At 60.0% G+C, this 24214-nt stretch carries 28 protein-coding genes; 9 read left to right on the top strand and 19 right to left on the bottom strand.

Translation table 11 applies throughout. From position 1 onward, the window contains the following. Window positions 1-81: 81 nt before the first annotated feature. The 3 genes from MPHASIOC01_RS14715 to MPHASIOC01_RS14705 are packed head-to-tail and all read right to left on the bottom strand — an operon-like array spanning window position 82 to window position 2152. Window positions 82-1605, bottom strand: coding sequence for a terminase large subunit domain-containing protein (locus tag MPHASIOC01_RS14715; protein WP_353612820.1), 1524 nt, complete (start codon window positions 1603-1605; stop codon window positions 82-84). Further along, complete coding sequence (locus MPHASIOC01_RS14710; protein ID WP_353612819.1) at window positions 1605-1883, bottom strand: hypothetical protein; 279 nt, start codon at window positions 1881-1883, stop codon at window positions 1605-1607. Before MPHASIOC01_RS14710 ends, MPHASIOC01_RS14715 begins: the two co-directional genes overlap by 1 nt. Further along, entirely contained in the window at window positions 1880-2152 is a 273-nt protein-coding gene (locus MPHASIOC01_RS14705) for a hypothetical protein (protein WP_092193116.1), read from the bottom strand. The genes MPHASIOC01_RS14710 and MPHASIOC01_RS14705 overlap by 4 nt, the downstream gene beginning before the upstream one ends. 140 nt (window positions 2153-2292) lie before the next feature. Here MPHASIOC01_RS14705 and MPHASIOC01_RS14700 point away from each other — a divergent pair, with 140 nt between their 5' ends. From MPHASIOC01_RS14700 to MPHASIOC01_RS14680, 5 genes are all read left to right on the top strand, one after another. Further along, window positions 2293-2487, top strand: a complete 195-nt coding sequence (locus tag MPHASIOC01_RS14700) for a hypothetical protein (protein ID WP_092193118.1) — start codon at window positions 2293-2295, stop codon at window positions 2485-2487. A gap of 33 nt (window positions 2488-2520) precedes the next feature. After that, window positions 2521-2895, top strand: coding sequence for a hypothetical protein (locus tag MPHASIOC01_RS14695; RefSeq protein WP_353612818.1), 375 nt, complete (start codon window positions 2521-2523; stop codon window positions 2893-2895). After that, a complete protein-coding gene (locus MPHASIOC01_RS14690) occupies window positions 2876-3790 on the top strand; it encodes a tyrosine-type recombinase/integrase (RefSeq protein WP_028577527.1) in 915 nt (304 codons plus the stop codon). Before MPHASIOC01_RS14695 ends, MPHASIOC01_RS14690 begins: the two co-directional genes overlap by 20 nt. A 484-nt stretch (window positions 3791-4274) precedes the next feature. Next, on the top strand, window positions 4275-4502 hold the full coding sequence (locus MPHASIOC01_RS14685) for a hypothetical protein (RefSeq protein WP_353612817.1): 228 nt from the start codon (window positions 4275-4277) through the stop codon (window positions 4500-4502). A gap of 3 nt (window positions 4503-4505) precedes the next feature. Further along, window positions 4506-4895 (top strand): type II toxin-antitoxin system death-on-curing family toxin, encoded by a 390-nt coding sequence (locus MPHASIOC01_RS14680; RefSeq protein ID WP_353612816.1) that lies wholly within the window; start codon window positions 4506-4508, stop codon window positions 4893-4895. 17 nt (window positions 4896-4912) lie between these two features. Here the strand turns inward: MPHASIOC01_RS14680 and MPHASIOC01_RS14675 are convergent, their stop codons facing one another. The 16 genes from MPHASIOC01_RS14675 to lexA form a co-directional block, all read right to left on the bottom strand. Then, the gene (locus MPHASIOC01_RS14675; protein ID WP_353612815.1) at window positions 4913-5740 is read right to left on the bottom strand and encodes a hypothetical protein; all 828 of its coding nucleotides are present in this window, start codon (window positions 5738-5740) and stop codon (window positions 4913-4915) included. Window positions 5741-5760: 20 nt separating this feature from the next. Then, complete coding sequence (locus tag MPHASIOC01_RS14670; RefSeq protein ID WP_353612814.1) at window positions 5761-6261, bottom strand: hypothetical protein; 501 nt, start codon at window positions 6259-6261, stop codon at window positions 5761-5763. A 90-nt stretch (window positions 6262-6351) separates the two neighbouring features. Further along, window positions 6352-6630: a hypothetical protein gene (locus MPHASIOC01_RS14665; protein ID WP_353612813.1), complete on the bottom strand. Its 279-nt coding sequence runs from the start codon at window positions 6628-6630 to the stop codon at window positions 6352-6354. Window positions 6631-6633: 3 nt separating this feature from the next. Next, entirely contained in the window at window positions 6634-7407 is a 774-nt protein-coding gene (locus MPHASIOC01_RS14660) for a hypothetical protein (protein WP_353612812.1), read from the bottom strand. Window positions 7408-7959: 552 nt separating this feature from the next. After that, window positions 7960-11262, bottom strand: a complete 3303-nt coding sequence (locus MPHASIOC01_RS14655; protein ID WP_353612811.1) for a CHC2 zinc finger domain-containing protein — start codon at window positions 11260-11262, stop codon at window positions 7960-7962. Beyond that, a complete protein-coding gene (locus MPHASIOC01_RS14650) occupies window positions 11259-13487 on the bottom strand; it encodes an AAA family ATPase (protein WP_011367842.1) in 2229 nt (742 codons plus the stop codon). The genes MPHASIOC01_RS14655 and MPHASIOC01_RS14650 overlap by 4 nt, the downstream gene beginning before the upstream one ends. Next, entirely contained in the window at window positions 13439-13921 is a 483-nt protein-coding gene (locus tag MPHASIOC01_RS14645) for an ERCC4 domain-containing protein (protein ID WP_013258639.1), read from the bottom strand. Before MPHASIOC01_RS14645 ends, MPHASIOC01_RS14650 begins: the two co-directional genes overlap by 49 nt. Then, complete coding sequence (locus tag MPHASIOC01_RS14640) at window positions 13921-14394, bottom strand: DUF669 domain-containing protein (protein WP_011367844.1); 474 nt, start codon at window positions 14392-14394, stop codon at window positions 13921-13923. Before MPHASIOC01_RS14640 ends, MPHASIOC01_RS14645 begins: the two co-directional genes overlap by 1 nt. A gap of 12 nt (window positions 14395-14406) precedes the next feature. Further along, complete coding sequence (locus MPHASIOC01_RS14635) at window positions 14407-15177, bottom strand: ATP-binding protein (RefSeq protein WP_011700579.1); 771 nt, start codon at window positions 15175-15177, stop codon at window positions 14407-14409. A gap of 26 nt (window positions 15178-15203) precedes the next feature. Then, window positions 15204-16220: a PD-(D/E)XK nuclease family protein gene (locus tag MPHASIOC01_RS14630; protein ID WP_353612810.1), complete on the bottom strand. Its 1017-nt coding sequence runs from the start codon at window positions 16218-16220 to the stop codon at window positions 15204-15206. Continuing rightward, window positions 16217-16552 (bottom strand): hypothetical protein, encoded by a 336-nt coding sequence (locus MPHASIOC01_RS14625; protein ID WP_353612809.1) that lies wholly within the window; start codon window positions 16550-16552, stop codon window positions 16217-16219. Before MPHASIOC01_RS14625 ends, MPHASIOC01_RS14630 begins: the two co-directional genes overlap by 4 nt. A gap of 104 nt (window positions 16553-16656) precedes the next feature. Further along, window positions 16657-17241 carry a sigma-70 family RNA polymerase sigma factor gene (locus tag MPHASIOC01_RS14620; RefSeq protein ID WP_353612808.1) on the bottom strand — a complete coding sequence of 195 codons (585 nt, stop codon included), beginning with the start codon at window positions 17239-17241 and terminating at the stop codon, window positions 16657-16659. A gap of 195 nt (window positions 17242-17436) precedes the next feature. Continuing rightward, complete coding sequence (locus MPHASIOC01_RS14615) at window positions 17437-17763, bottom strand: hypothetical protein (RefSeq protein ID WP_353612807.1); 327 nt, start codon at window positions 17761-17763, stop codon at window positions 17437-17439. A gap of 322 nt (window positions 17764-18085) precedes the next feature. Continuing rightward, the gene (locus MPHASIOC01_RS14610; protein ID WP_353612806.1) at window positions 18086-19150 is read right to left on the bottom strand and encodes a hypothetical protein; all 1065 of its coding nucleotides are present in this window, start codon (window positions 19148-19150) and stop codon (window positions 18086-18088) included. Continuing rightward, window positions 19143-20309: a hypothetical protein gene (locus MPHASIOC01_RS14605; protein WP_199263706.1), complete on the bottom strand. Its 1167-nt coding sequence runs from the start codon at window positions 20307-20309 to the stop codon at window positions 19143-19145. Before MPHASIOC01_RS14605 ends, MPHASIOC01_RS14610 begins: the two co-directional genes overlap by 8 nt. 46 nt (window positions 20310-20355) lie before the next feature. Continuing rightward, window positions 20356-20979 carry a transcriptional repressor LexA gene (gene lexA, locus MPHASIOC01_RS14600; protein WP_353612805.1) on the bottom strand — a complete coding sequence of 208 codons (624 nt, stop codon included), beginning with the start codon at window positions 20977-20979 and terminating at the stop codon, window positions 20356-20358. A 301-nt stretch (window positions 20980-21280) separates the two neighbouring features. Here lexA and MPHASIOC01_RS14595 point away from each other — a divergent pair, with 301 nt between their 5' ends. The 4 genes from MPHASIOC01_RS14595 to MPHASIOC01_RS14580 are packed head-to-tail and all read left to right on the top strand — an operon-like array spanning window position 21281 to window position 24080. After that, window positions 21281-21523 (top strand): hypothetical protein, encoded by a 243-nt coding sequence (locus MPHASIOC01_RS14595; protein ID WP_353612804.1) that lies wholly within the window; start codon window positions 21281-21283, stop codon window positions 21521-21523. Window positions 21524-21557: 34 nt separating this feature from the next. Further along, window positions 21558-22082: a DUF2924 domain-containing protein gene (locus MPHASIOC01_RS14590; RefSeq protein ID WP_353612803.1), complete on the top strand. Its 525-nt coding sequence runs from the start codon at window positions 21558-21560 to the stop codon at window positions 22080-22082. Next, complete coding sequence (locus MPHASIOC01_RS14585; RefSeq protein ID WP_353612802.1) at window positions 22075-23661, top strand: recombinase family protein; 1587 nt, start codon at window positions 22075-22077, stop codon at window positions 23659-23661. Before MPHASIOC01_RS14590 ends, MPHASIOC01_RS14585 begins: the two co-directional genes overlap by 8 nt. Continuing rightward, window positions 23658-24080, top strand: a complete 423-nt coding sequence (locus tag MPHASIOC01_RS14580) for a hypothetical protein (protein WP_114607973.1) — start codon at window positions 23658-23660, stop codon at window positions 24078-24080. The genes MPHASIOC01_RS14585 and MPHASIOC01_RS14580 overlap by 4 nt, the downstream gene beginning before the upstream one ends. Window positions 24081-24214: the final 134 nt, after the last annotated feature.

Genomic DNA, 24214 nt, shown 5'->3' with positions numbered 1-24214 from the left:
CCAAGCCACGGCCATTCCCTGGCCCTCGGGCATCAGACCTATTGTTGCCACTTCCACAAAACTGGTAACGATTTGTCTGGTTCAGATAAAAATCGGGTTGGTGAGCACCGGCTTGAGTGAGACCACCTCTTCGCCGACCGGGTCGAGGTTGCCTTCCTCCCGGATCAGCATGGCGCAGCGCACCGCGTCGATGATGTGGTCGTTGCCCTTGGAATAGATGATCTTGCCGTCACGCAGGGTGTAGGTGTGGGTGGTGAACTGGTCTTCCACCTCCAGGTCGTCCGAGGGGAAAATGAGCTGCTTGCGCTGCAGGGCTCCGTTGATGAGGCTGGTCATCAGCTCCTTGGTCCGCTTCTTGACTTCCTTGCCGTCACGGACCGCCAGCCGGGTCATGCCGCCGAAGTCGTATCCCTTGAGCCTGCCTTCCAGCTCCAGCCCTTTGTACTTGTCCAGGGTGAGCAATTCCTGAACCACCGCCAGACCGTTTCCGCCGTTGTCCACGCCGATGCCCGCCGGGGTGTAGTAACGCTCCAGCAACGCGATGATCTGGGCGATATGCGGATAGGAAACGTGTTCAAGATGCACGCGCAAGATCATCTTCAGCAGCGTCCGCTCGCCGATCTCCGTCTCCTGAAATACAACGATCTCGGTGGGGTCGTTGGTGTAGCCCAGGTCGCCGCCGACCCAGAACTGACCGCTGCGGGGCGTGAGGTTGAGCAGCATCTCCAGCCGGTCGTGGGTCGCTTCCTCGGTGTCGCAATCGCGCAGCTCGGAATCGGTGATGACGATCTTCTGATACTCCAGCAGATCCTGCCGACAGAGGTTGAACTGTTCGACATTGAAGGCCCCATAGGAGGGCTTGCCGTGTTCACCGGCCACCTCGTGCTGCCAGCCGGAGCTGTCGCGGCCGCCGTAGAACTCCAGCAGTTCGGCCTCGCGATCTTCGGTCCACAGAGGATTGAGCCAGGACGGCCAGCGGAACACATGGAACTGATCCGACGAGGTGAGCCGGTAATAGGTGGTGTCGCGCAGGCCGTTGGGCGTGGAGTAGATGCGTAGCGTCCCCCCGGCTTTGAGGCACTGGCGCAGCGCCTTCCAGGCCCGTTCGGTCAGCCAGGCTCCTTCATCGACCCAGACGCGGCCCACGTGCAGGGACCGGAAGGCGTCGCCATAAGCCCCGGCCGGGCGGAAATAGAGCACCGAACCGTTGGTGAACTCCAGCCGGAAGTAGGGTTTGCGGTGGATCTTGGGCTTGCCGTACTTAGTCAGGGCGATGCTGTTCATCAGATCCGGGTTGGTGTCGAGCTGGAACTCGATCTCCTCGATGATGGTGTCGAGGTGCCCCTGGTGCGGAGCCGCGATGAGGCCCTGGCCGCCTCGCGTGGTGAAGGCGTAATGGAGCGCGTCGGTCGAGAGCACGATGGACTTGCCCACGTCCCGGCCGTCGAGGTGGATGATGTTCTTGGCCGGGCAGCGCAGGTCCTCCACCTGGTGCGGCCAGTAGTCGCGGCCTGAGCCATCCCGGTTGTAGAGGTAGGCTTGCCCCCACAACACGGGATCGCTCAGGGTCGCCGCGAGTTTGCGCTCCTTGTCGGTTACCGCCATCAGTGCATTCCTGTCCTCAAGGCGTTGCCGAGGATGGTGCTCACCAGTTCCGTCAGGATCTGCCGCACGGCCAGGGTGTTCTTCCGGTCGTGGACAGCTTCCTGAATATCGATGATGGCCTGGTCCAACTCCGCCCAGGCCAGGTACTGCTGCTGGGCCGCTTCCAGACGGCCGAGGGCGTTCTCGATCCGTCCCGCCGCCAGCTCGGTGCCGATTTCAACCAGGGCCTCACCGGCCTGGCGGACGGCATCGCTGTTTTCCTGAAGGATCTCTTTCATTGGCCTGCCTCCTGGTTCGATCCGTTGGCCCACTGGTCAAGGGCTTCTACGGCGGTCTGCAGGCGCAGGCCGACACCGGTCAGGCGCTCGGCGTCCGGGTGGCCGACCTCGCGCAGCGCCTTGTTGGCCTCGGTCACATACTCGGGTGTGTGGCGGTTGACGGTGGCCACCGCCGACTGGATTTGGGCCGGTGGCCGGTAGGTGGCGCAGCCGGTCATGATCCCGGCCAGGGCCAGTGGGATGGTCCATTCGAGGGTCTTCTTCAACATGTTGATCTCCTTTGGGTTATGGGTTTGGGGCACATGCAGAAAGATCTCTGCAAACACTTGATTTCCAACGAAATAGAAGCGTCATTGGATGTGACGCGGGATGGTCCCGCATCCACGAAAACCGGAACCGGAGGCAGGTCATGACCTACGACAGAAACCGCCAGCAGGCACTCAAGGCGTACCGAGAAAAGCAGGAGAACATCACCCGGTTGATCGAGGGCATTCGCGGCAAGCTCGAAGCGGACGCGAAGCAGACGGACATCACTTGGGCGAGCGTCGGCTCCCTCGGCCACGTCGAGGAACTGCTGCGGGAGCTGGACGACTTCCTGTCCTGAACACACCGGGCCACCAACAAAGGAGACATCGACATGACTGAATGCACAGTGCATCAAGCCGCCGAGGCTTTCATCGGCCACCTGCGGGAATCCGGAAAGAAAGAGCGGACCCTCTACACCTACCGGAAGGACCTCGACGTGGTTGAGTCCTTCTTCGGCGCGGATCGCCAGCTCGCAGAGATCCGGCTTCCCCAGGTCGGCAAGTTCTACAAGTCCGACCTGCTGCTCAAACTCCCCGACGGCAAGGAGCGAGCCGAACGCACCGTCGCCAAGACCGTCCGGGTGTTCCGCATGATGATGGTATGGGCCATGGAATCTGGGCGCATCGAGGAGCTGCCGCTGCCCAAGAGCACACCCATGGGCCACAGCCGGGTGAAGGAGTCCAGCGATGAGCAACCGAACGGCTGACCTCGACCTGACGGGCGCGACAGAGGCGTTCTGTGCCCGCCTGTCGGCCGAAGGTCGCTCCCCTGCGACCATAGCCGCATACCGCCGAGACCTCGCCCTGGTGGCCCGCGTTGCCGATGAGCTGGCCCCGGGCATCGTCTGCCGGGAAGTCACGGCCGGGCTCCTCGACCAGGTGTTTTCCGCCGGGGCGGTCACCGAGAGTGAGCGAGGCCCACGCTCGGCGGCCTCGCTCCATCGGATGAAGGCGGCGGTGCGGGCGTTTTTCGCCTGGGCCGCCGAGGCGGGCGTGGTCGATGACAATCCGGCCCGGTCCATCCGCATGCATCGGCTGCCGAGAAAGCTGCCGGTCTTCCTGACCACCGCCGAAAAGAAACGTCTGCTCAAGGAGCTCAAAGGACGGACCGACTTCTCCGCGCTGCGCGACCGCGCCATGATCGAGGTGCTGCTGGGCACCGGGATCAGGCTTGGCGAGCTGGCCGCGCTCGACATGGATGACATCGACCTCGACGCCAAGCATCTGCGGGTGCGGGCCAAGGGGAATGTGCCGCAGGTCAAGTTCATCAAGACCGACCTCCGCACATTGCTGCGCCGTTACCTGGCCGAGCGCCGTCGACACGGCCGCCCGGAAATGGAAGCCTTGTTCCTGTCGAACCGGGACGGCAGACTCTGCCAGCGGCAGATAGCCAACCGGCTCGCCCACTGGCTGCGGAAGGCCGGGATCGAAAAGGAACTGACGCCGCACGGGCTGCGGCATACCTTCGCCACCCACCTCTACGGCGCGACCAACGACCTGCTCGTGGTGCAGCGGGCCTTGGGGCACCGGGACGTGTCCACCACCCAGATCTACACCCACCTCGTGGACGGCCAGCTCGAGGAAGCCCTCGAACGCCTCTGATCCTTCCGAACCCGACGATGGGAGCGGCCCCGGCTGCTCCTGTTTTCGTTGGGCGAGACAGTGTCGAAGACAGTGAATGACAGTGCCCGCAAAAGAACACATCCGCCGATGATGATTGATCATGACGATGGTTCTCAGTCTCCCAGGCGGAGCGGGAAATATCGATTGACCGAAATTTCTCCTTCGCTGTCTGTCGGCCGCACATCGCTATAACTGCTTGGCTTGTGCGCTCCGGGCGCGGAACACACATGACAATATCTGCTTGGCATGTGCGAGGGCCGCTGCCGAAGGAATGGCTGTGTGCGAGGCTTGGCCGGTTCTGCCTGGGGCTCGGCATGCCCATATTTACTTGGGTTGTGTGAAAGAGCCCCGGCGTGAACATGCCAATATCTACTTGGCTTATGCGGCTCGGATCTTGACAAAATCGCCCTTCGGTTATATCTTCGTATTGACATTGTGAGAACGAAACATAAAGGAGGCCATCATGATCAAAACTCTGACCAAACACGGAAACAGCCTGGCGCTTGTGATCGAGAAGCCGGTTCTGGAATTGCTCGGGGCCGATGCGGAAACCCCCTTCGACGTCACTACCGACGGCCAGGTGCTGATTCTTTCCCCCGTGAAGGATGCCGGTCGCCGAGATGCTTTCAAGTCCGCCCTCGACAAAGTCAACGCCCGTTACCCCAAGGCGCTGAAGAAGCTCGCGGAGTAAGCCATGGAGCCGAAGTTTCTCAGCCTGACCGAGGTCCTTGACATCCACCAGGATCAGCTGGTGCGTTACGGCGGCGGATCGGGAATCCGGGATATCGAGCTGCTCAAGTCCGCTCTCGGCATGCCAGCGGCAACCTATGGCGGCGAGTACCTGCACACCGATGTGTACGAGATGGCGGCCGCCTACCTCTTTCATCTGGTCAAAAACCATCCCTTCGTGGACGGAAACAAACGGGTCGGCGCGGTGGCGGCGTTGGTGTTCCTCGTTCTGAACGGCTACGACTTCGATGCGCCGGAGGATGATTTCGCCGAGATGGTGCTGGCCGTCGCCCGTGGTGAAATTGACAAGGCCGAGGTCGCGGTGTTCATACGCCGCTGGAGCCAGTCGCTGTAAGCCGTTCATACCCTTCGTCATGAGCGGCCCCCGGCGGAAAAAACGTCAACCAGTTTTTCATTAGCGATCCGCTCAACAGTCAGCGCGAGGTCCGCAACGGCTTCTATAATGACGGATTTCTTTCGCAAGCAATCTCCATCGACCCTGACAACCTGCCAACCCGCCTCCCTCAACGCGTTGTCTTTTCGTCTGTCCCGGTCGCGAACCTCCGTGGATGAATGGGTGTACGCGCTGTCCACTTCGATGGCGATCCGGCTCGCCCTTCCCGTCTCTCTGTCGATGAGTACCACCGGAATATCGATTTCGAAGCGCTCGTGAATATGCTGAAGGTTGTCGCCGATCACCACATCCCATTTCACGTCCAATGCCATCAAAGCCTCGCGGAGCAGATAGCGAATCTTCTGTTCCGCCCGTGATCCGAAAAGATATGCCTGCTTGCGGCTTTGACGTGAGCGAGCCATGGACCCGGCCATTTTCCCCTGCTTCCAGGCGAGTGCTTTCGTTTCGGTGCGGTCCCGGATTTTCACACCAGAGTTTTTGATGACAGTAGAGATGGTCCGCTGGCTGACCTCAAATCCAAAGGCGACTGAAAATTCCTTGTGGATATCCAGGGAGCTCATTTGGTTTTCGATGTAGAGGGCGTGGATAATCTCTGCCAGCGGTTTGTTGAATACCGATTCCAGAAAGAGCTGAAAGTTTCTGAACACTTTTCCGTCGAGCGTGTATCTCTGCCTTCTGCCGGTGCATCTGTGCCCGATCCCCATGATTGCGGATTGAATAGAACACGTCTTATCCGCAATTCCACGTGAAGTTGTCTGCTGCAAGTCGCCGTGTGCCGGGGTCATCGGAAAAGCCCTCCATGGTGTTATCCGCAATTCTTTCCGCGTTTCTTGCGGCCGGAGGGTTTCGCGCCCGGGGCGTTGGCGGCCTCGGCCACTTTCTCGAGCAGCGCCGCCGCCCATTCCGCCGGAGAGGTCTGCGGGCCTTTCGGTTCCTCACCCTCACGGGCGATCTTGGTGGTCTTGAGATCCTTCATGTGGCAGCGGATCATGCGGTCAAGACTTTCGGCAGCCTGGGTGTTTCCTTCGATCTGGGCGCGGACCAGCTTCACCGAATAGACGCCCACCAGCTCAACCTGCAAGAAGTCGCTGGACTTGTTGAACACGAAATCCTGGTTGAGGCGCTCGATGATCACGTCGAACATGACCTTCTCTTCCGGCGTCAGACAGCGGTCGGCGAAGATGCCGTGCGTCAACCGGTACTGGTTTCCCTCGGGCGCACCAGCACCGCGCTTGGGCGGTTCGGTCTTGCCCTCGTTGCGGTGCCATCGATCCAGAATAGCTTTGTCGGGTTTGCTCAAAGGCATGTCGATGTCCTGCCAAAACTGTTTTTTTATGCCGGTTTGCGGGGCGGGAGGCCGATTTAGCCTCCAAACGCGCTCCCGCCGGTTCATGGGTTACTTACCGGAAGCGGCGGCCAACTGTCGGTCCCGGTCCTGTTTTCGTTCGGCGGCGATGATCTGGTTGACCCGGTGGGTGGTCACTCCAGCGAGGTTGGAGATCTCCTGGCTGCTGATCCCCTGCAGATGAAGGGCAAGCACCAGGTCGCGGCGCTCCTGGTAGAAGCGGCTCGGTGCCGGGACCCAGAGAATTCCGGTGTAGTGCTTCTGGATCTGCTCGAACAGTTCCTCGGGCAGGACATCCTTGGCGTTGGCGTAGCGTTTCTTTTTCTTCACGGCTCAATCCTCCACTTTCTTCATCCACGGCTGCGGCACGTCCGGGTTGTAGAACCGCAGCGTGCTGGGACGCCCGGACTTCGGCCCGTGGATAATTTCGATAGAACGCTCGGTGACCTCGCCAATCTCCTGATCGCCATCGACGAAGCAGACCAGACCGTAGTCCTCGCCGCAGGGAAACCGGAACCGGCCCTGGTTCTGATAGAGGCGTGCCTCGGACCAACCCTTGGCCATGGCCTCCTCACGGATGGTGTCGACCTTGGCGACAGCCTGGGAAGTCACCGGCTGCCTATGGCGTCCGGCTGCGTGTTGAGGGTAAATCCAGACCTTTCTGGGAACTTCGACGGGTTTCTTCTGGGGTTCGGGACGAAGCGCGGGTGGCCGGTAGTTCTTCGGGGAAAAGGACTGCAGTACATCCTGGAGGCTTTCCTTGCCGAACTCCCGGATGGCCAGCTCCTGCAGGGCGTTGAATCGCTGCCGCAGCGTGTTCCAGGCAGCCTCGGGGAGCTTTCCGGCCTTGTGCGCGGCTTGGGCGGTGACCATGCGGGAACGTAGCCAGGCGAAGTATTCAGGCGACAGACGGCGGAACACTTTGCCGTCGCGCTCGAAGTCAGTCTCTTTGGTTCGAACCCAGGCGAGTTCTTTGATTTCAAGATCTGTGGCGACGAAGACCACATGGCAGGATTCTGGTGACGAAAGGATGTCTGGGCTTGTTCGATTTGCGGATTGGGCGGCATCCGTGCAGAGGTGACGGATCATGGTGGTCAACAGGCTCATGGTAAATCTCCGGAAACGTTGGTAGTCATCGTTTCCCGTTACTTACCGGAGCCTGACCATGGGTGTCGGATAGCCGAAAGCGCCGAAAGGGGTTTCGGCGCTCGACGACCTTTCGGCATCCCCTTTCGGCATCACTAAACAATAGAAGTATCAGTTAGTTATATATATTTTTCCGAAAGAGTAGAAAGATATGAGAATATTACTCTCGCATGGGCCAAAATTTTCTATACCCTGTTCCGAGAGGAGTATTGAAAAAAATACAAAGGAGGGGGAGTAATCTCTGAAACCTTTCGGCACTTTCGGCGCTTGCATCACAAATCCAACAAAAACATATAGTTGCACTGCCGAAAGGTACCCTTGGGACTTTCGGCAATGCCGAAACCCCTTTCGGTATCTCCGATTTCGTAACGATTTTTCCAGCCAAAGGCCGTTTTGTAATCGTTTTTCAAGCCGGATAACTGTTTTGCCAAAGGACCGCGTGGATATAAACAAGAAAAGCCCGCAGAAATGAATCCACGGGCCGGGCTTGGGTGATGATATGGGTGATGCGATCTATTTTGCTGATTGAATCGTATAGAGTTTGGTTCCGCGATGGTTCTGCCCTATTTCAATCTCGAACCCTGCCCCCCGGATGGTCTCCAGATCATTCACCAGCCGCTGTGCGAATTGCCGGGATGAGTCCATCTCGAAACGCAGACCGAAATCCCGAGCAACTCGCTTGAGGGCCACGAACAGGTCCCGGGAAAGAACCTCCCGCAAACTTCCATCGTCTTCAAAGCGGATCTGATACCGTTGGACGAACTCCTGAAGAGGGTCCGTCCGGCGGTCTCCGTAAACATCCCGCGCATTGGTTTCGGTCGCGGTGCGCCACGCGTTGAACAAGGTCGCCAGCGCCGTCGCCGTATGATTTGAATCCCGGGCCGTATCCCGGCTGGTCCGGTTGAGCGACTCGATCTGCCGGGCGAATGCCGGTGCCAGCTCTCCCAACCCCTGTTCCATCTCTTCACGGCTCGATCCGGCCAGCATCATCAGGTACATCAAGCTGAGATATTCGTTGCAGCGGCGCTTGTCGTGGCTCCCCAGTGCCTCGTGCAAAAGCTTCATGGCATGGCGTCTCATGCCGTCTCGCATCATCGCCAGCACCACCCGGGTCCGCTTAATGATGGCCGAAATGATGAGGTCGCGATGCTGCTGGATGCCTGCGACGACCTCGGATTCGATGAAACAGTCATTGCCCTGGTTGGCGACATCGAAGTTGATCACAAAACTGCGTGATTGGATCTCCGAAAGCTCCCCGCACAGCGGCTCGATGCCGGTGGTGTTCAGCAGGCACTTGGTCCGCTCGGTGATGGTCTCGCTGTCGGTGCCGCTCTTGCGTTTCTCCTTGGCGATGCCGGTGATGCTGGTGAGCATGAAGGTGGTCAGATCCTCGGTCATCTGCTTGACCTCGATGTTGTCGAGGACGATGAGCGGGTTTTGGGAACCGTCAGTGTAGTTCGCCGCGTCGGTGGCTTTTTTGTGCTGGGGTTCACCGTAGAGCAAAGCCGAAGTGATCTTGCTGGCGGTGGTCTTGCCTGAACCGGCCGAACCCTCGAAGCGGGTCATGGGACGCGTTCCGGCAAAGTCGATCAGCAGGAAACAGGAGAGCCAGGAAAGGATGAGAAAGCGATCTCCCTGCGGGCAGGTCATGTTGCCCACCAGTAGATCGACCAGGAGCCGGTCCGCCTCTTCGAGGTCGGCGTCGGGCAGAAACTTCAGCGGCTTCATCTTCCGCGAGCCGTCCAGGATGATGCCGTCTTCGTTCCCGCCATTCTTCATGATCCGGATTTCGTCCGGGGTGATCTTGGCGATCTCGTGTTCCGGATTGTTCAGGTTGAAATAGACGGTGTAGGAAGCCACATCGGTGTGCAGCCAGGAGAAATGGTCGCGCACCTGTCCACGGATCATCGCCAGGCTGGGCAGCACCTCGAAAAATGTCCGGCCGCCACCCGTGGTCGGCACCATGCCCGTGTGCTTGTAGAGCATGGCCGCGTAATGGCGCTTGCGGCCTCGGTCCGGCGAATCCATCCAGTAGATGGCGTTGTCGAAATACATGAACGGCTCGCCCTGCAGGGTGTGAAAGAACTGGGCACCATTGGCGTTGAACCAGTCGTAGGCGGCTTCGGCCGCCAGGGTGTAGTCGGGAGCGCCGTTCTCCAGTTCCGTGTCGATCAGTACCTCGTCGACCCGGGCGCGGCATGATCCGGGCATCGCGCCAGACATCCGCTTGGCCTTTTTCTTCTCGTTCTTGAACTCGACCTTGCGGTCTTTCTGGATGGAACGAATCTGCTCTTTGAGCGTGGCCATGGAGACACCACCGCCGATGCGTTCCTGCACCAACTTCAGGAGACGGCTTTGTTCCAAAGGCGACTGTTCGGAAATCTCTCCCAGTATCGGTTCAAGCAGGCGATTGCGATCCTCCTCCGGGATGTCTGCTGGTAATGAGCGCACGCCAAACTCGATGGGCGTGCTGGCCTCCACAAGAAGGCGCTCGAAATCCTCCCGGGTATGTCCGGCGGCGATGTAATCGTTGACGTCGATCTTGGCGGTGTTGAGAAGAGCCTCGGCCGCCTGAATTTCATCGGCGGGTCGTCCTGCAAGCAGCTTGGCCAACTCCTTCGGCCCCACGCTCGCCGTCAGGCCGAAGCGTTCGGCCAGCTCCTGCCGGGCCGAGAGCTGTGTCTCCGACAAGGGCAGCGTCACCAGGCGAGTGTCGATCTTGTGTTCGGCCAGGGTGCGGGCGGTTTGCAGCGCCCCCTTGAGACCGGCCTGGGAGAGCTCGTTGTCCTGGCAGATGTAGACGGTTTCGACGCCGCGCAGCTTGGGGATCAGGCGCTCCCAATCGGCTGCCCGGATGCGGACGGTGACCGGCGATACAGTTGGCAGGCCCAGTTGCATCAGCGCCAGGCAATCGGTCACCCCCTCGGTGATGATCACCTTGCCGGGCCGGGCCAGCAGACAGTCCTCGTTGAACAGCAGCGCGTTGTTGATGAAGTCTGCGACGTAGGGCCGCTGGTGCTCGTCATGAACCGGCAGTTTCTTGTATTTCCCTTGCTCCCAGCCCACGTCCGGGGTCCACGGCGTCTTGCGGCCGATCATGAACACTACCCGGCCACGGCTCCAGTAGGGAAAGACGATGCGGCGCTCGAAAAATGGCGTCAGGCCGTCCTGGCTGGTGGGACGGAAAGCGCCGGTGGCGGCGAGCTCCCGCTTGGAAAAACCGTCCTCACCCCCGGTCAGTTGGGCGACCGCGCCGGACGCGTTGTCCGCGTAGCCGATCAGGAGATCGTCGATGGTCTCCTCGCTCAGGGCGTATTTGGATTTCAGCCAGTCGAGGACCTCCGGCGACTCTTTGAGTCTGGCGTGGTAAAGCCTGGCCAGCGAGGTCAGCGCGTCCTTGACCCGCAGTTCGAAGGCACGGTCGGCCTCCGTCTGGGCGAGACGCTCCTGGCTGAGGCCATAGCGCGACAGCGGCGGCAAGCCCGCCTTCTTGGCGAGATAGTCCCGGGCCTGACGGTGGCTGTCCGGCATCGGACCGGATTGCCCGGCGGTGACCGAGCCCGTCTGAATGAACTCCACGAGTTGCAGCACGTCACCGCCGACTCCGCAGCCGAAGCAGTACCAGCCCTGCTTGTCGAGCATCACGTGCAGCGCCAGGCGCGACTGGCTCTGATGGTTGGGGCAGTCGCACATCAAACGCTGACCGGTTTCCTGGGTGATCCGTCCCGGCAGGAGTTCCCGGGCCACGTCACCGATGTCCATCTCGGTGACGAGCCGGTAATACTCCCTGACGTTATCCGTTCCGCCCATGCTCATTCGGCCTCCGCGACACGGGCGGAATCGGCATCCGCGTGCTGGGCGGCGTCCAGAAACAGGGGCAGGAAGGTCCGGCGGTCATCCACCTGGCAACGCTTGGCGCAGTTCTGGATGCCCCAATGGTCGCCCAGGACAATGGCGGTGCGCCGGGCGCGGGTCACCCCGGTGTAGAGCAGGTTGCGGTGATGCATGAAGGAATGCGCCTTGTGGATCACCACGACGGCGCAGGGGAACTCGGAACCCTGGGTTTTGTGGATGGTGAGCGCATAGGCGAGCTGCAGATCCTGCAGGTCGGGCGAACCCTTCTCCAGCTCCACCGGCATGCCGTCGAAGTCGATGACCAGGGTGCCGTTCGCGAGGACATCGACCACATAGCCGATGGCCCCGTTCATCACGTTCAGATCGTAGTTGTTCCGGGTCTGGATGACCTTGTCGTGCTTGAGAAACGGGGCGCGGCGGCCCATGGCGACCGGCGGCACCTCGGTGTTCCAGAGCTTGCGCTGGATGAGCCGCTGCAGTTCCTCGTTCAGTTCCTTGGTGCCGAGCGGTCCCTTGTGGGTCGGCGTCAGCACCTGCACGTCCTTGATGATGTCGAATCCCAGGGTGTCGAGCCGCTCCTGAAACAGCTCCAGCAGGAACGAGCGTGCAGCCATCGGATCGGTGAACTGATCTACCAGGTACCAATCCCGGCATCCGGATACCGACGCCTCGCTGGTCTTGCGCACCTCGCCCTTGAGAACGGCGGTGCAGTTCTCCTTGAGGACGCCAGCCTGGCGCACGACCTTGTCGAGGATGACCGTGGGGATGGCGCGTGTCTGGATCAGATCGCGCAGTATGTTTCCGGGTCCCACCGGCGGAAGCTGGTTGTGGTCCCCGACCAGCAGCACCGTGGTCCGCGACAAATCGACCGCCTCGAACAGGTGCCAGGCCAGCGGCACGTCGACCATCGAAAACTCGTCGACCACCAAGACGTCGGCATCGATGGGATTCTCCTTGCTGCGCGAGAAACCCTTGCCGTCATAGCCGAGCAGACGGTGAATGGTGGTGCCGCTGCGACCGCTGACTTCCTCCAGGCGCTTGGCGGCCTTGCCGGTCGGCGCGGCGAGCACGACCTCCAGGTCGCTCTCCTCGCAGATGGTGTTGATGACCGAAATGGTGTAGCTCTTGCCCGAACCGGCTCCACCCGAAATCAGGCTGATGCTGTGCTGGAGGGCCGAGCGGACCGCGTCGAGCTGCTTCTCGTTCAGCGTTGATGCGCAGCGCCGAATCAGGGCATCGAGTTTCTTGACGGACTGGAAATGAGGATTCGGTGTTTCGGCCTGGCCGAACAACAAGGCCAGCTCCCGCTCCATGCGGACGATCTCCGGCAGAGCGACCACGAAACGTCCGCCGTGGGAATCGCAGGCAAGCGCCTGTTCTTCGATGAGCGCGTCGAGGGCGCTCTCGATGCGGACCCGGCTGTCCAGGGCATCCATGACCAGCAGCAGATTGGCCTGGTCCACCAGATCCTCGTATTCGATCCAGCAGTGACCATTGTCCAGGGCTTCACGGACGCAGAAATTCAACCCAGCGCGGATACGAGGGGTGTGGTCCTTGGGGGTGCCAAGCTTGCGGGCGATCTTATCGACCTTCTTGAAGCCGAATCCCCGGATCTCCCGAATGAGGATGTACGGGTCTTCCTTCAGAATATCGAGGCAGTTGCCGCCGAGTCTTTCGACCAGAGTGGTGACCTGATGATGGGTCAGTCCGAATGCCGACAACCAGGCCATGACGGCGTTGACGCTGCGGTTCTTCAACCATTCGTCACGCAGCCGCCGGGCAGCATCCAAGGGCAGCCGAGCTTTGAGCGCGATGCGCTCGGGGTCATTCAGAAGGGTTTCTTCAAAGGCGTCGCCGAAACTCTCGACGATCAATCTGGCCTTGGCCGGACCAATGCCCTTGATCTCCGGATGGTTGGCCAGATAGTGGATCAGCCCCTCCGGATCGAGTTCGAGGTCGTGCTCCATCCCGTCGACCTTGAACTGACGGCCGTATTTGGGATGGGTGGCCCACGACCCGAGCAGGACCACAGGCTGATTTTCCCGGGCGAACAAATTGCCCGCGAACTGGACTTCCTCACCGGTCGGGGTGAGCAGTCGGCCTGCGGAGAACTTGGGTCCGGCATAGTAAACGCGCTCTATTCTTCCCCGGAGTCGCGCCGGGTTACTCTCATTTCTTTTTGGCATCTCGCGATCCTCCGGTGAAAACGTGTCAGGTACTCCTCGACAAAACGGCAGGCGGCCTGCCGGTCCGAGCAGAAGTAGACGGGGACACCGAAGTCGACGACGATGGAGGCGACCGTTCCGATCAGCGCATGCGGGTGGGCATCGCTGCGGTAGCGGCCATCGACCAGATCGCGAAAGTTGCACTCGACAACCACGCAGGCGGATTCGTAGGCGGAGAGCTTTTCCAACTCGCGGTGGAATCGCTTTCTCCCCCGGATGACGGTGGAGACGAAATCCGTCAGGGATTTGCGCTCCACCGCCACCCGTTCCTCGAGGCCGACCAGTGAGTAATCACCGGCGGGCAGCGCCTTGCGAACCGCCGAAACCTTGTCACTATCGAAGCTGTAGGGCTCCTGTTCGCGGGTGTCGACGACAACGGTGATCCGGTCCATCATCAGAACGGGATCATGTCGTCCATCGCCGCGCCGGGAGCCCCGGCATCGTCGGCCATGACAATGCGACGGTTGAAGTAGATGTTCTCGTTTTCACCGCGAGTGCGCTTGGTCACCTCCAGCTTGATGTTGAGAAGCTGCTCGAGGTGGCCCGGCAGGTCGGAGAGCTTCTGGAGCTGCAGCCCGCAGGTGTAGAGGTCCTGCTTGAGCCACTTGATGTTCTCGTTGCTGGCCATGACGTTGTTGCGCCAGAGCAGACGACCCTTGTGGGTCGGCGCGAGAATGCGCAGGGTCCACTTGAGCATGGGATTGCCCGAGGTCTGGGCGCGAGTCAGTTCGACCCGGTCGACGTTGACCTGGTACTTGCCGTCGGGGACGGCCTCGAACTCACGCTCCTCGACTTCGGCGGTTTCGAAGGCGTCGTCGAACTGCGCCAGGTCGAGGTTGCTGTTGGATTGGTTTTCGTAGTGTTCCATGGTCGGATCTCCTTACTGTTGGGGTTTCGCCGCCGCACTCGCGGTCGGCTCCGGCTTCGGCCGGGCGGCACTCGCCGCAGCTCCGGCTGCCGTGTTGTTGAACGCTTTCATGAAGCTCGGAAAATCAAGGGGGATGACTTCGGGGAGTCGGCCGGTGCGGTCACCGGCGTCGTAGTTGGGACTGGGTTTGGTGCGCATCACGCGCTGCCAGACCGGCTTGCCGTCCTCGCCGGTTTTCATGTCCAGGTCGCAGAACAGGATCAGGTCCACCAGGCCGGTGACCAGCTTCCGCGCCTTTTCCGGAAGCGTCGGCACGATGCGGGTGTGTTTGCCGGTCCGGGTTTCGATGTCCCGCTCCTGGGAGTGGGAGATCAGGATCAGCCCATAGGGCAGGAAGGCGAGCTTGTTGATGACGCGCTGGAACTCGTTGTTGATCAGCGCGTAGCCCTTGCCGTAGCCCAGGTCGGATTCGTGCTCGATCTTGAATTTCTTGCAGACGTAGTCCGAGCACATCTTGTAGGCGTTATCCACCGTGTCGACGACGATGGTCTTGAACTCGTGCTTGCCCTCGGCGATTTCCGCGCAGGCCTGCAGGAGGTCGTCCCAGCAGGTGATCGGGGTCTGGAACACCTCCAGGGCGTTCAGGCCCGGCTCGGTCGCCAGGAACAGTGCGTCATCGGCCTTGGAGCACCAGGTGCTCTTGCCGATCTTGCTCGGGCCGTACACCAGAGCGGTGAGGTCCGAGAGCGTGTGTTTGGGTTTGCTTTTGGTCTTGGGAAGCATGGCTTCGTCTCCTTATGGTTGGGATTTCAAAACACCGGAGCGGCGTCTTCACCGGCTCCGTCCCGCAGCTCTTCGTGCGGGGCGATCCGTTGGAAATGGTTTTCGATGACGTTGGGGTTGCCGCCCGAGCGGCAGAGCTGGAAGTAGGCGCAGGGCCTTCCGTACTGGAAGCAGTAGCTTGTGTTGCGGTAGAAGGTGTCGCGCCGACGGGCGTCGAGCATGGCCTTGGAGAGTTCCCACAGCTCCGCCCGCAGTTCCTCGAACTGGTCGCGGGAGATGTAGAGCACCTCGCGGTGGAACATGCCCGGCTCGAGGTACTTCTCCTGGAGCCGTTGCTGGAAGGTTTCGTCGTCCTCCGGCAGCTTGCGCTTGGCGCTGCTCTTGCCGGTTTTCGACTTGGCGATCAGCTCCACCCGGCGGGCCTCGAACTCGGCTTCGGTTTCACCCTTGCCCTGGCGCAACTTGGCCTTGACCAGGACGTTGTAGATGATGCCGCTGACCGTGATGCCGAGGGTCTGCTCCAGGTACCAGGCGTAGAGGATGATCTGGAAATCGGTCCACAGCCGCTCCAGATAGCTGGCGTCGATCTGCGAGGCGGTTTTGTGTTCCAGCAGGAAATACTGGCCATCCTGACGGACGATGCCGTCCACCTTCCCGGCGAGAATGAAACTGCGCGAGGTCGCCCCGGTCGCCGGGTTGACGATGGGACCTTCGAAGGTCTTTTCGAGCGCGACGACCTCGAACGCTTCGGCCGGGTAGTGTTCCGCATAGGCGCTCATCATGGCCCTGGCGAGATGCCAGTCGGCCTGTTGATGGTCGTCCTGCGCCCGGTTCGGATAGATCCGGTCGATGTGGTCGAGGACCTTGGCCAGATCCCGCTCGCCGTGCCAGCACTCCAGGCAGTCGTGGATGACCGAGCCGAAGGCCAGATTGGGGTCGCGTTCGAGCGGCACCAGCTCGTCGATGTAGCGCCACTTGCAGGCCATGCGGCAGTTGCGGAACAGCCGCCACATGGAATAGGTGGTGGTCATCAGCTCGCTCATACCGCCACCCCCGCTTCGGCGGCGGGCGCTGCGCGATGCTTGGAGGCACAGGCGCAACCCGACGGCTGGATACGTTCGATCAGGACCGAGCGTTCGCCGTATTCTTTGGTGGCGAAGCCAGTGAAGATGCGGGCAAGGTCGCTGCCGACATCGGTGGAGGCGTCGATCACGCAGGTGCGGCGAGCCTTGTCCAAATTGAACCGGCTCTCCATCCGCACACGGGAACGGCCATGCAGGCTTTCGACGGCCAGCATCGCCAGCATGAAAGTGTCTTCCAGTTCCTTGGCCGGGACCGACTCGTCAAAACGGTACTTGTAAGTGTCGTGAGTCATGGTTGAACTCCTCTTTTGTTCAGGTTCTGATTTCCGAGGCCCCGGATAGCCGCACCATGCGGCACGGTGCTTACTTACCGGAGCCGGAGCCGATGCGTCGGAGATCACAGGTAGTCGGTAAGGCCAGCCTCGCTGAACGCGTCCCGCAGCTTGCTCAGCCGGTCGTAGAGGGTGGTTCTGGGAATGCCCATCTCCCTGGCTATTTCTGCCATGGTGCTGTCGTGCAGGCGCACGCACAGATCCCGGAGCTCTTCCGGCAGCGAGGCGATGGCCCGGTCGAGGTCCATGCGGATCTCATGGGCGAGGCGCTCCCTTGTTTCGCGGGTGCCGCCTCCCAGGGAGCCCTCGCTGTCCAGGAAGTCGATCCGCTCGGTGGTGTCGCCTTCGCCGTTGTCGAGGGGTTCGTTGAGCGAGGTTTGGCAGAGCCGCCAGTCCCGGCATTGGGCGAACCGAGCCTCCAGAATGGTGGAGATGTGACGTTCGACGATCCGGGCCATGAAGGTGGTCTTCTTGGCTTTGGCGGGATTGAAATGCCGCATCCGCTGCAGCAGATCGATCATCAGTTCCTGTTCGAGGTCGGGTCTGTCGTCCTCGGTGAATCCGGCTTTGCCTACGAGTTGACGTGCTTTGTGCCGAATGAGGTCGGCGGCATACTTGTCGATGCCGTCGTAAGAATTCTGTGAAACCATCGGGGCCTCCTCGGAGCGAGGAGGAGGTCCGCGTGGGTGTCGGCACGGGCCAGATCACAGGACAAAGCTGTCGCGTGGGCGAAGGGGTCGCAGGTACGCCGCCAATTGCCGTATTCGGCTCGGCGACACCCACAACAGCCTCCGCCATGCGTCCAGCTTGTTGTCCAGTGTCTAAGGGTTCAGGTCGTTACGTGTTCAGGCTGCCCGTTCCTCGATGCGCATCAGGAACGGGAGACCGTGCTTGATCTCGAGCAGGCAGACTTTTCCGCTGCCCATCTGCGTGAGGTGCTCCAGCAGCGCCACGACCTCTTGCTTGAGGATGAAGTCATCCTGGTCGCGCTCGGGCCGGGGACCGCTTTGTCCGCCCAGCTTGATCTCGCGCTCGATGACCGTGTCAGGGGTGAGTTCCGGCTCGCCGTCGCGGACCGGAATGTTGGTGATGCGGCCGAAGTTGATGTCCTGCATCAACTCGATGAGTCGCCGCTTCGGTGGGGTGAGGTGTGCTTTGCTTGTCTGGTTCATGCCGAACCTCCTTCATTTCTGGACCGACCGGGAGACAGGTCCGGCATGAATTTCCCGGGTGGCGGTCGTGAACTTTTTGTGTTCACCAGACCTGTCACCCTGCTTTGGCGAATTTTCGTTGCGACCCCGAAAAACGCCCTGGCTCAAGGAGGAGGAAAGCCCGTAAAGCCTTGATTGATGGTGGGTTTACAGAGGAAAACTTTTTTAACTTTTTTTGCCCGGCCCCAGTGAAATTTCACCGGGCGGGCCTCCAAGACGCAAAAAGCCCCGATCCAGAATCCTGAATCGGGGCTATAGATTTGTCGGGCGCTATAAAGGGTGGTCAGTAAACCTCGGCACCTTCCGGGAGGATGCGAAACTTGCAGCGGTAGGTCTTTGTATCCTTGACCCATTCGATGGGATCGTCATCGAGCCGGAAGAATTCACGCAGGTGCTTCGACAACTCTTGCTTTTGTTTCTTCAGTTTGTCCGAGGCGTATCGGCTGTGCCAGTCGATCTCGCCACGGGAGTTGGCAAACCCTTCAAGCAATTTCCATTGCTCGGTAGGGTTGCCATTCTTCCTGCTCGCCATTCCCATTTGCGTATAGGTGTATCGACCGCTCTGGTCGCCCGCCCATATTGTGACGGTATGACCATCACGGAACTGAATCTTGATTTGTAGCCATGTGGTGCCCGGCGGTGTCGGGAAAAACACCGTGCCGCCTGAATCCGGCTCAGGCACCTGGCCGATAAGGGGCGCGAATATCTCAGTCTTGTCCCGACGGGTCAGGAATCGTGGAGCATCACCCAGGTACAGATCTTCGTTCAGCGCAATGAAGGGGCTGCTTCTCTGCGCCAGCAGTGTTTCAACTGTAGGACTCAGATGAAGGCGCGTGGGCGCGATCAGGACAAAGGGTTTGGGGATCGAGAGACATAATGATCGAACGACCTCTGCCAGCGCATCCTTGCTGTCCTGCATCGTCAGAACAACCGGGAAGTCCATCCCCGCCGTGGGTATGAAATCGCCCAGTCTCCATGTATGGGGCAGTCCATCGAATTTCGATTCTCGGTGTTCTATTCCCAAGGCCGCGCAGATAGCACCATTGATGGCTGACTGCTTGAGCCGGTAGATCAAGGTCTGCCTTGTGGTGAGTTGGACGGCTGGATATTCCTTTTCATTGCAGATGGCCCGGATGTTGGTCTTCACATGGGTGACAACACTCCGTGGGCATCCGAGGCCACATTCCGTTGGGCAATCCACGGCGGTCGCGTGATTCTTGGTCAGTTGAAGGAAGTGATCCCGAAACAACGGGTATCGGTCCCAACCGGAGAGCGCCTTATCCCAATCGAACAGCGCCGCCGAATTTCCAGGCAATCTCTCCAGATATGCCCAGAAGGGATCACTCATCCGATGTCCCTCCGGCTCCGACAATAAAGCCCCTGAGTCCGAGCCAGCGCTCGATAACCTCGGCATCACCATCCCGCTTGAATTGCGCTCGGTTACCTGAACTCAAGGTGACCGACCTGGGCGTCTTCGAACCGTCGAATTTAATCTGGAAGCTTGCCTTCACGATCTTTCCGCCTGCGGGAAGGGATTTTTCGCGATCACGAAGGGAGGCAAACAGATCCTCGGACCGACGAATCTCAACGTCCTTATGAGCGCCGCCCCAAAAGACCTGAACTTCCTTGAGCCTGACATACTCGATGCCATCGACATCGTCACATAGAAGCGCGTCCTCACCAATTTGCCGCAAAGGTTCCAGATCAAATCGGCTGCGCTCGTTGAAAAACTCTTCGTCTCCGAACAGGTGGAATCCGAATTTCTTGCGGTAGAGCTCCTTCTCACCCTTGGTTTCAGCGTTCATGCGGATTTCCCCGATCACGGGGTTGTAGGCAAGCACGTCGAATTTTTCAGGACGGAAGTACTGGCTGGTGGACTCACCGGCCTCAATGACCGCCTCACGGGCATAGGGCTTGCCATGGCGCACGAGGAACCATGTGTGGCCCTCTTTGGGATAGACGAACACCTTGGAATACTTACCGCGACGTTTCTTGGAAAACCATTCGTCGAGATCGGCTTCGAGGGCCGCGAGGGTTTCCTCGGATGGCAGCACGAAATCCGGCAGCGGGTTTTTCTTGGTCTTGAAATACTCGAAGGACCTGACGTTCATGAAGAACTGTTCGGCGTGTACCTTCTCGATGATTTCCCGGTCAGCCATCCAGACCTGGATCGCCAAGTCTGCCGGTGCGGCGTTCTCCCCGATTTCCACGTCGATGTCCGTTCCGGCGATCTCATCCTGAATGGAATCAAAACCCTCGGGGGTCGAGACTTCATTGACATAAAACAGCGCCTCGGCGAGATCATCCGGGGTCGTACTGTCCGGCGTCAGCAAAAGGTGGCTGAGGGCGTTGTAGTCCAGGCCATCTTCCTGCTGGACTGGTGGCAACTCTACGCCGCGAGCTGAAAAATAGGCGGCATGAGGCTCCAGAAAGGCAATGAGATGCTTCCTGTCGATTCGCCGGAGCATCTCCGGCTTCGAAAAGCGGCGTAGGTTAAAAGTTGCCATCAAATACTCCTGTCGTTTTGTCGTTATTCGTCCATGTCTGTCTCGGTTAATTCCGTTTCCATCCAACGACCTTGCCTAAAACTCGAAGGTCATCCTCCGGCCTGATCCGGATCTTTCTTACCTCCGGGTTCTCGGGCACCAATTCGATGAGCTCGTCTTTGATTTTCAGCCGCTTGACGGTCGCCTCGTTGTTGAGCAGCGCGACAACGATGTCTCCGTCCTCGGCGATGGGCTGCTGCCGCACGATGATCAAATCACCATCGTTGATACCGGCACCGACCATGCTGTCACCCACCGCACGGAGTGCAAAGTGCTGACCGGAACGAACGACGTCCGATTCGACCAGTACTTGGCCGATGATGTTCTCTTCCGCCAGGATGGGGCAGCCAGCCGCCACCATACCCACAACAGGGATTGAAACCAGGGAGGCAGCCATCTCGCTGGGACGGCGGGCGACGGCAATGCCGCGAGACTTACCGTCCTCTCGCTTCAGGTATCCCTTGCGCACCAGTTGATTGATCCGGTCGTGGGCACTCGCCGGGCTGATTTCAAAGATCTCGCTCAGTTCCTTCATCGTTGGAGGGAAGCCCTTGGCATCGACAAAACGACATATCGCTTCGAGCGTTTTCCGCTGCAACGGCGTTATCTCATCCGTCTTCGCTTTGCCCATGGCGTCTCCATTTCTGTTGAAAGACAAAAAGGCGCAATGCGCCAGCAAACCCTAATAATATAAACCTGATGCATATCAGGTCAAGAAATAATCTCACACCTGATTTCCGACACTTCCATGAGCCCCTCGGTAGGTAAGGCCTGAAGAAAGCCGGTTTGAAACCGGACGAGCAGTTAGAAACCAGATAACCGACCAGAGGCGGAGCTGAGGCGGTTGTGGGTGCCATCGAACGCGCATCCCGACCGCCACCGTTTTCTGGCATCCACACCATCCAGTCCCCCGGTCCCACCGGAGGTGTTCGATGTTGGATGTACAGGAAATGAATGATGGGCCAGGGACGGATGACCTTGACAAAAACGGCAAACCCTGCCGCCTGTCGGGTGAGGCGAGGCTCCAGTCAGCCGCCTCCATTCTGGCCACGGCGATCCTGCGCCGAATGGCAAAAAACGCATGTGTGGGCAATGAGTTAGAGGTTTTCGAAGATTCTTCCCCTGTGCTCGGAGAAGGACTTGATTCATTGCCGGAACAGAGCATTCATTCATGACAACTCGTCCGGAAACCAAAATAAGGAGTTGAAAATGAATGAGTTACAGAACGCCGCCACCGGCGGCAAGATCCAGGACCGAACCCGAAACTCAGTCCTTCGGCAGATGGCCCTGCTGCAATCCATGTCCCTGGAGCAGCTCCGGGAAAAATGGCTCGACCTCTACGGCGAAGAGCCGCCCCAGTACAAAAAGCAATTCCTCATCAAGCGGCTGGCCTATCGCATCCAGGAGCTTTTCTACGGCGGGCTGTCCGAGCAGGCCAAGGTCCATCTCCAGCAGGCCGCCAAGGAGGACCCGGTAGCCACTGTCAATCGACGCATCCCAGAAGAGCGGAAATCGAACGAGGCCATCCTGCCCGGGACCAGACTGGTGCGGGTCTGGAACGACCGGCGATATGAGGTGACCGTCCTTGCCGATGGCTACGAGTTCGAAGGCCGCACCTTCCGGTCGCTCAGCGCGGTGGCCAGGGAGATCACCGGGACGCGCTGGAACGGCAAGGTCTTTTTCGGGCTGAAGAAGGTTTACGGCAGAAAAGCCGAGGGAGGTTCGGATGCTTGATAACAGCAATGTCGCGCCGGGAAAGAACAAGACGCTGCGCTGTGCCATCTACACCCGCAAGAGCCACGAGGAAGGACTCGAACAGGAATTCAACTCGTTGGATGCGCAACGGGAATCGGCGGAACACTATATCGAAGCCCAGAGAATGCGTGGCTGGACGGCTCTGCCGGATCGCTACGACGATGGTGGTTTCTCGGGCGGGAACATGGAGCGTCCGGGGCTACGCCGCCTGCTGGCGGATATCGACGCCGGGAAGATCGATGTGATCGTCGTCTACAAGGTCGACCGCCTGTCCCGCTCGCTGCTGGACTTCATGAAGATGATCGACCTCTTCAACGAAAAGGGCGTCAGCTTCGTCTCGGTTACCCAGCACTTCAGCACCACCGACCCAACCGGCCGGATGTTTCTCGGCATCCTGATTACCTTCGCCCAGTACGAGCGGGAGGTCATCGCCGAACGTATCCGGGACAAGGTGGCGGCAGCCAAGCGCCGGGGAAAATACTGCGGCGGCGTGCCCATCCTCGGATACGACGTCGACCGGGATAACAAGAAGCTGCTGGTCAACCCGGATGAAGCCAGGACGGTGCAGTACATCTTCCGCCGCTTCATCCAGATCGGCTCGGCCAAGAAGCTGGGCCAGGAGCTGAACGAACAGGGTTACCGCACCAAGGCCTGGACCACCAAGAAAGGCAAGGTGCGCGAGGGCTCCGAATGGAACACCGCCCATATCTACCGGCTGCTCAACAACCGGATCTATATCGGCGAGATCGCCCACAAGGACCGCAGCTACCCCGGCGAGCACGAAGGGATCATCGACCGGGCGACCTGGGACAAGGTTCAGGCCATCCTGGAGGACAACAAACCGGTCAAGGTATCCATGGCCAGAACCAAAATGGTCGCCCCGCTGAAAGGCGTCATCCGCTGCGGCCACTGCGGATGCTCGATGGGACCGACCTACGCCCGCAAGAACGGCCGCCACTACACCTATTACATCTGCCAGAAGGACAGCAAGCGGACCGTGAGCCGGTGCCCCCTCAAACGGATTCCCGCCGGGGACATCGAGCAGGCCGTGGTCGAGCAGTTGAGCGCGGTGTTCCGCACGCCGACGCTGGTGGCCAAAACCTACTTCGCGGCCCGGGACATAGAGCAGGCGGAGCGGGAGCGGCTGTTCAAGCAGAAAGCCCAACTCGAAATGGAGCTGTCGCAGGCGCGGGAGCAAGCCATCGAACTTATGAAACCCGGCAACGATCAGCCGGGCAAGACCGAGATGCTGACGACCGTCAACCGCCAGGCGGTCGAGCTCTCGAAACAACTGACGCACGTGAGCGAGCGATGCAGAGCCTACCGGGGGAACAGCATCACGGAACAGGACGTCTCGGAGGCCTTCCAGAATGTCGAAGGCTTCTGGGAAGACCTTTTCCCGGTGGAGCGAAACCGGCTCATCCGCCTCCTGGTGGATAAGGTCGAGATCCGCGAGACCGGGATCGACATGGAGCTGCGCACCAACGGGCTGACAACGCTCATCGCCGAGCTGGCCGGTCTGGCATGCGAAGTCACCGAACGGAGGCCAAGCCGATGAAAATGAAGCCGACCATTACCGTTGCCGACAACGGCAACCTGCAGATCCACATCCCGATGCTGATCCGGCGCATGCGCGGCCGCAAGACGGTCATCGCTCCCCAGGCCCTGGATGGTGAAATCACCGGAGCGCAGGAACCGGTGCAGTCCGCAATCCTCCAGGCACTGGGAAGGGCCTTTTCCTGGGCCGACATCCTCGAATCTGGCCAGATCAAGTCCATCAGCGAGCTTGCCCGTACCCTCGACGTCGATGGCTCGTATGTGGCCCGCATCCTCAAGCTGACGACCCTGGCCCCCGACATCGTCGAAGCCCTGATCAACGGCGAGGAACCCAACGGGCTCTCGCTGGCGAAGCTTACCCAGACCTTTCCCGAGGACTGGACCGAGCAGCGCCGCCAGTTCGGCTTCGCCACCGACTGACGACCGGACCTGAGACCACCCCAGAGAGCCGACCATCAGCGTCGGCTTTTCTACTTTGGGGGGCAGGAAACCGGAGTTGACCACGTTTCTTTTCATGGGCAAAGCGGGTGATTTCGAAAAAAACGTCCGGTTGC

This window comes from Mangrovibacter phragmitis, from assembly GCF_040429585.1.
In the GTDB taxonomy this organism is placed as follows: Bacteria; Pseudomonadota; Gammaproteobacteria; order Enterobacterales; family Enterobacteriaceae; genus Mangrovibacter; species Mangrovibacter phragmitis.
The sequence above is the reverse complement of the archived record's forward strand: the minus strand, read 5'-3'. Positions and strand labels throughout refer to the sequence as shown.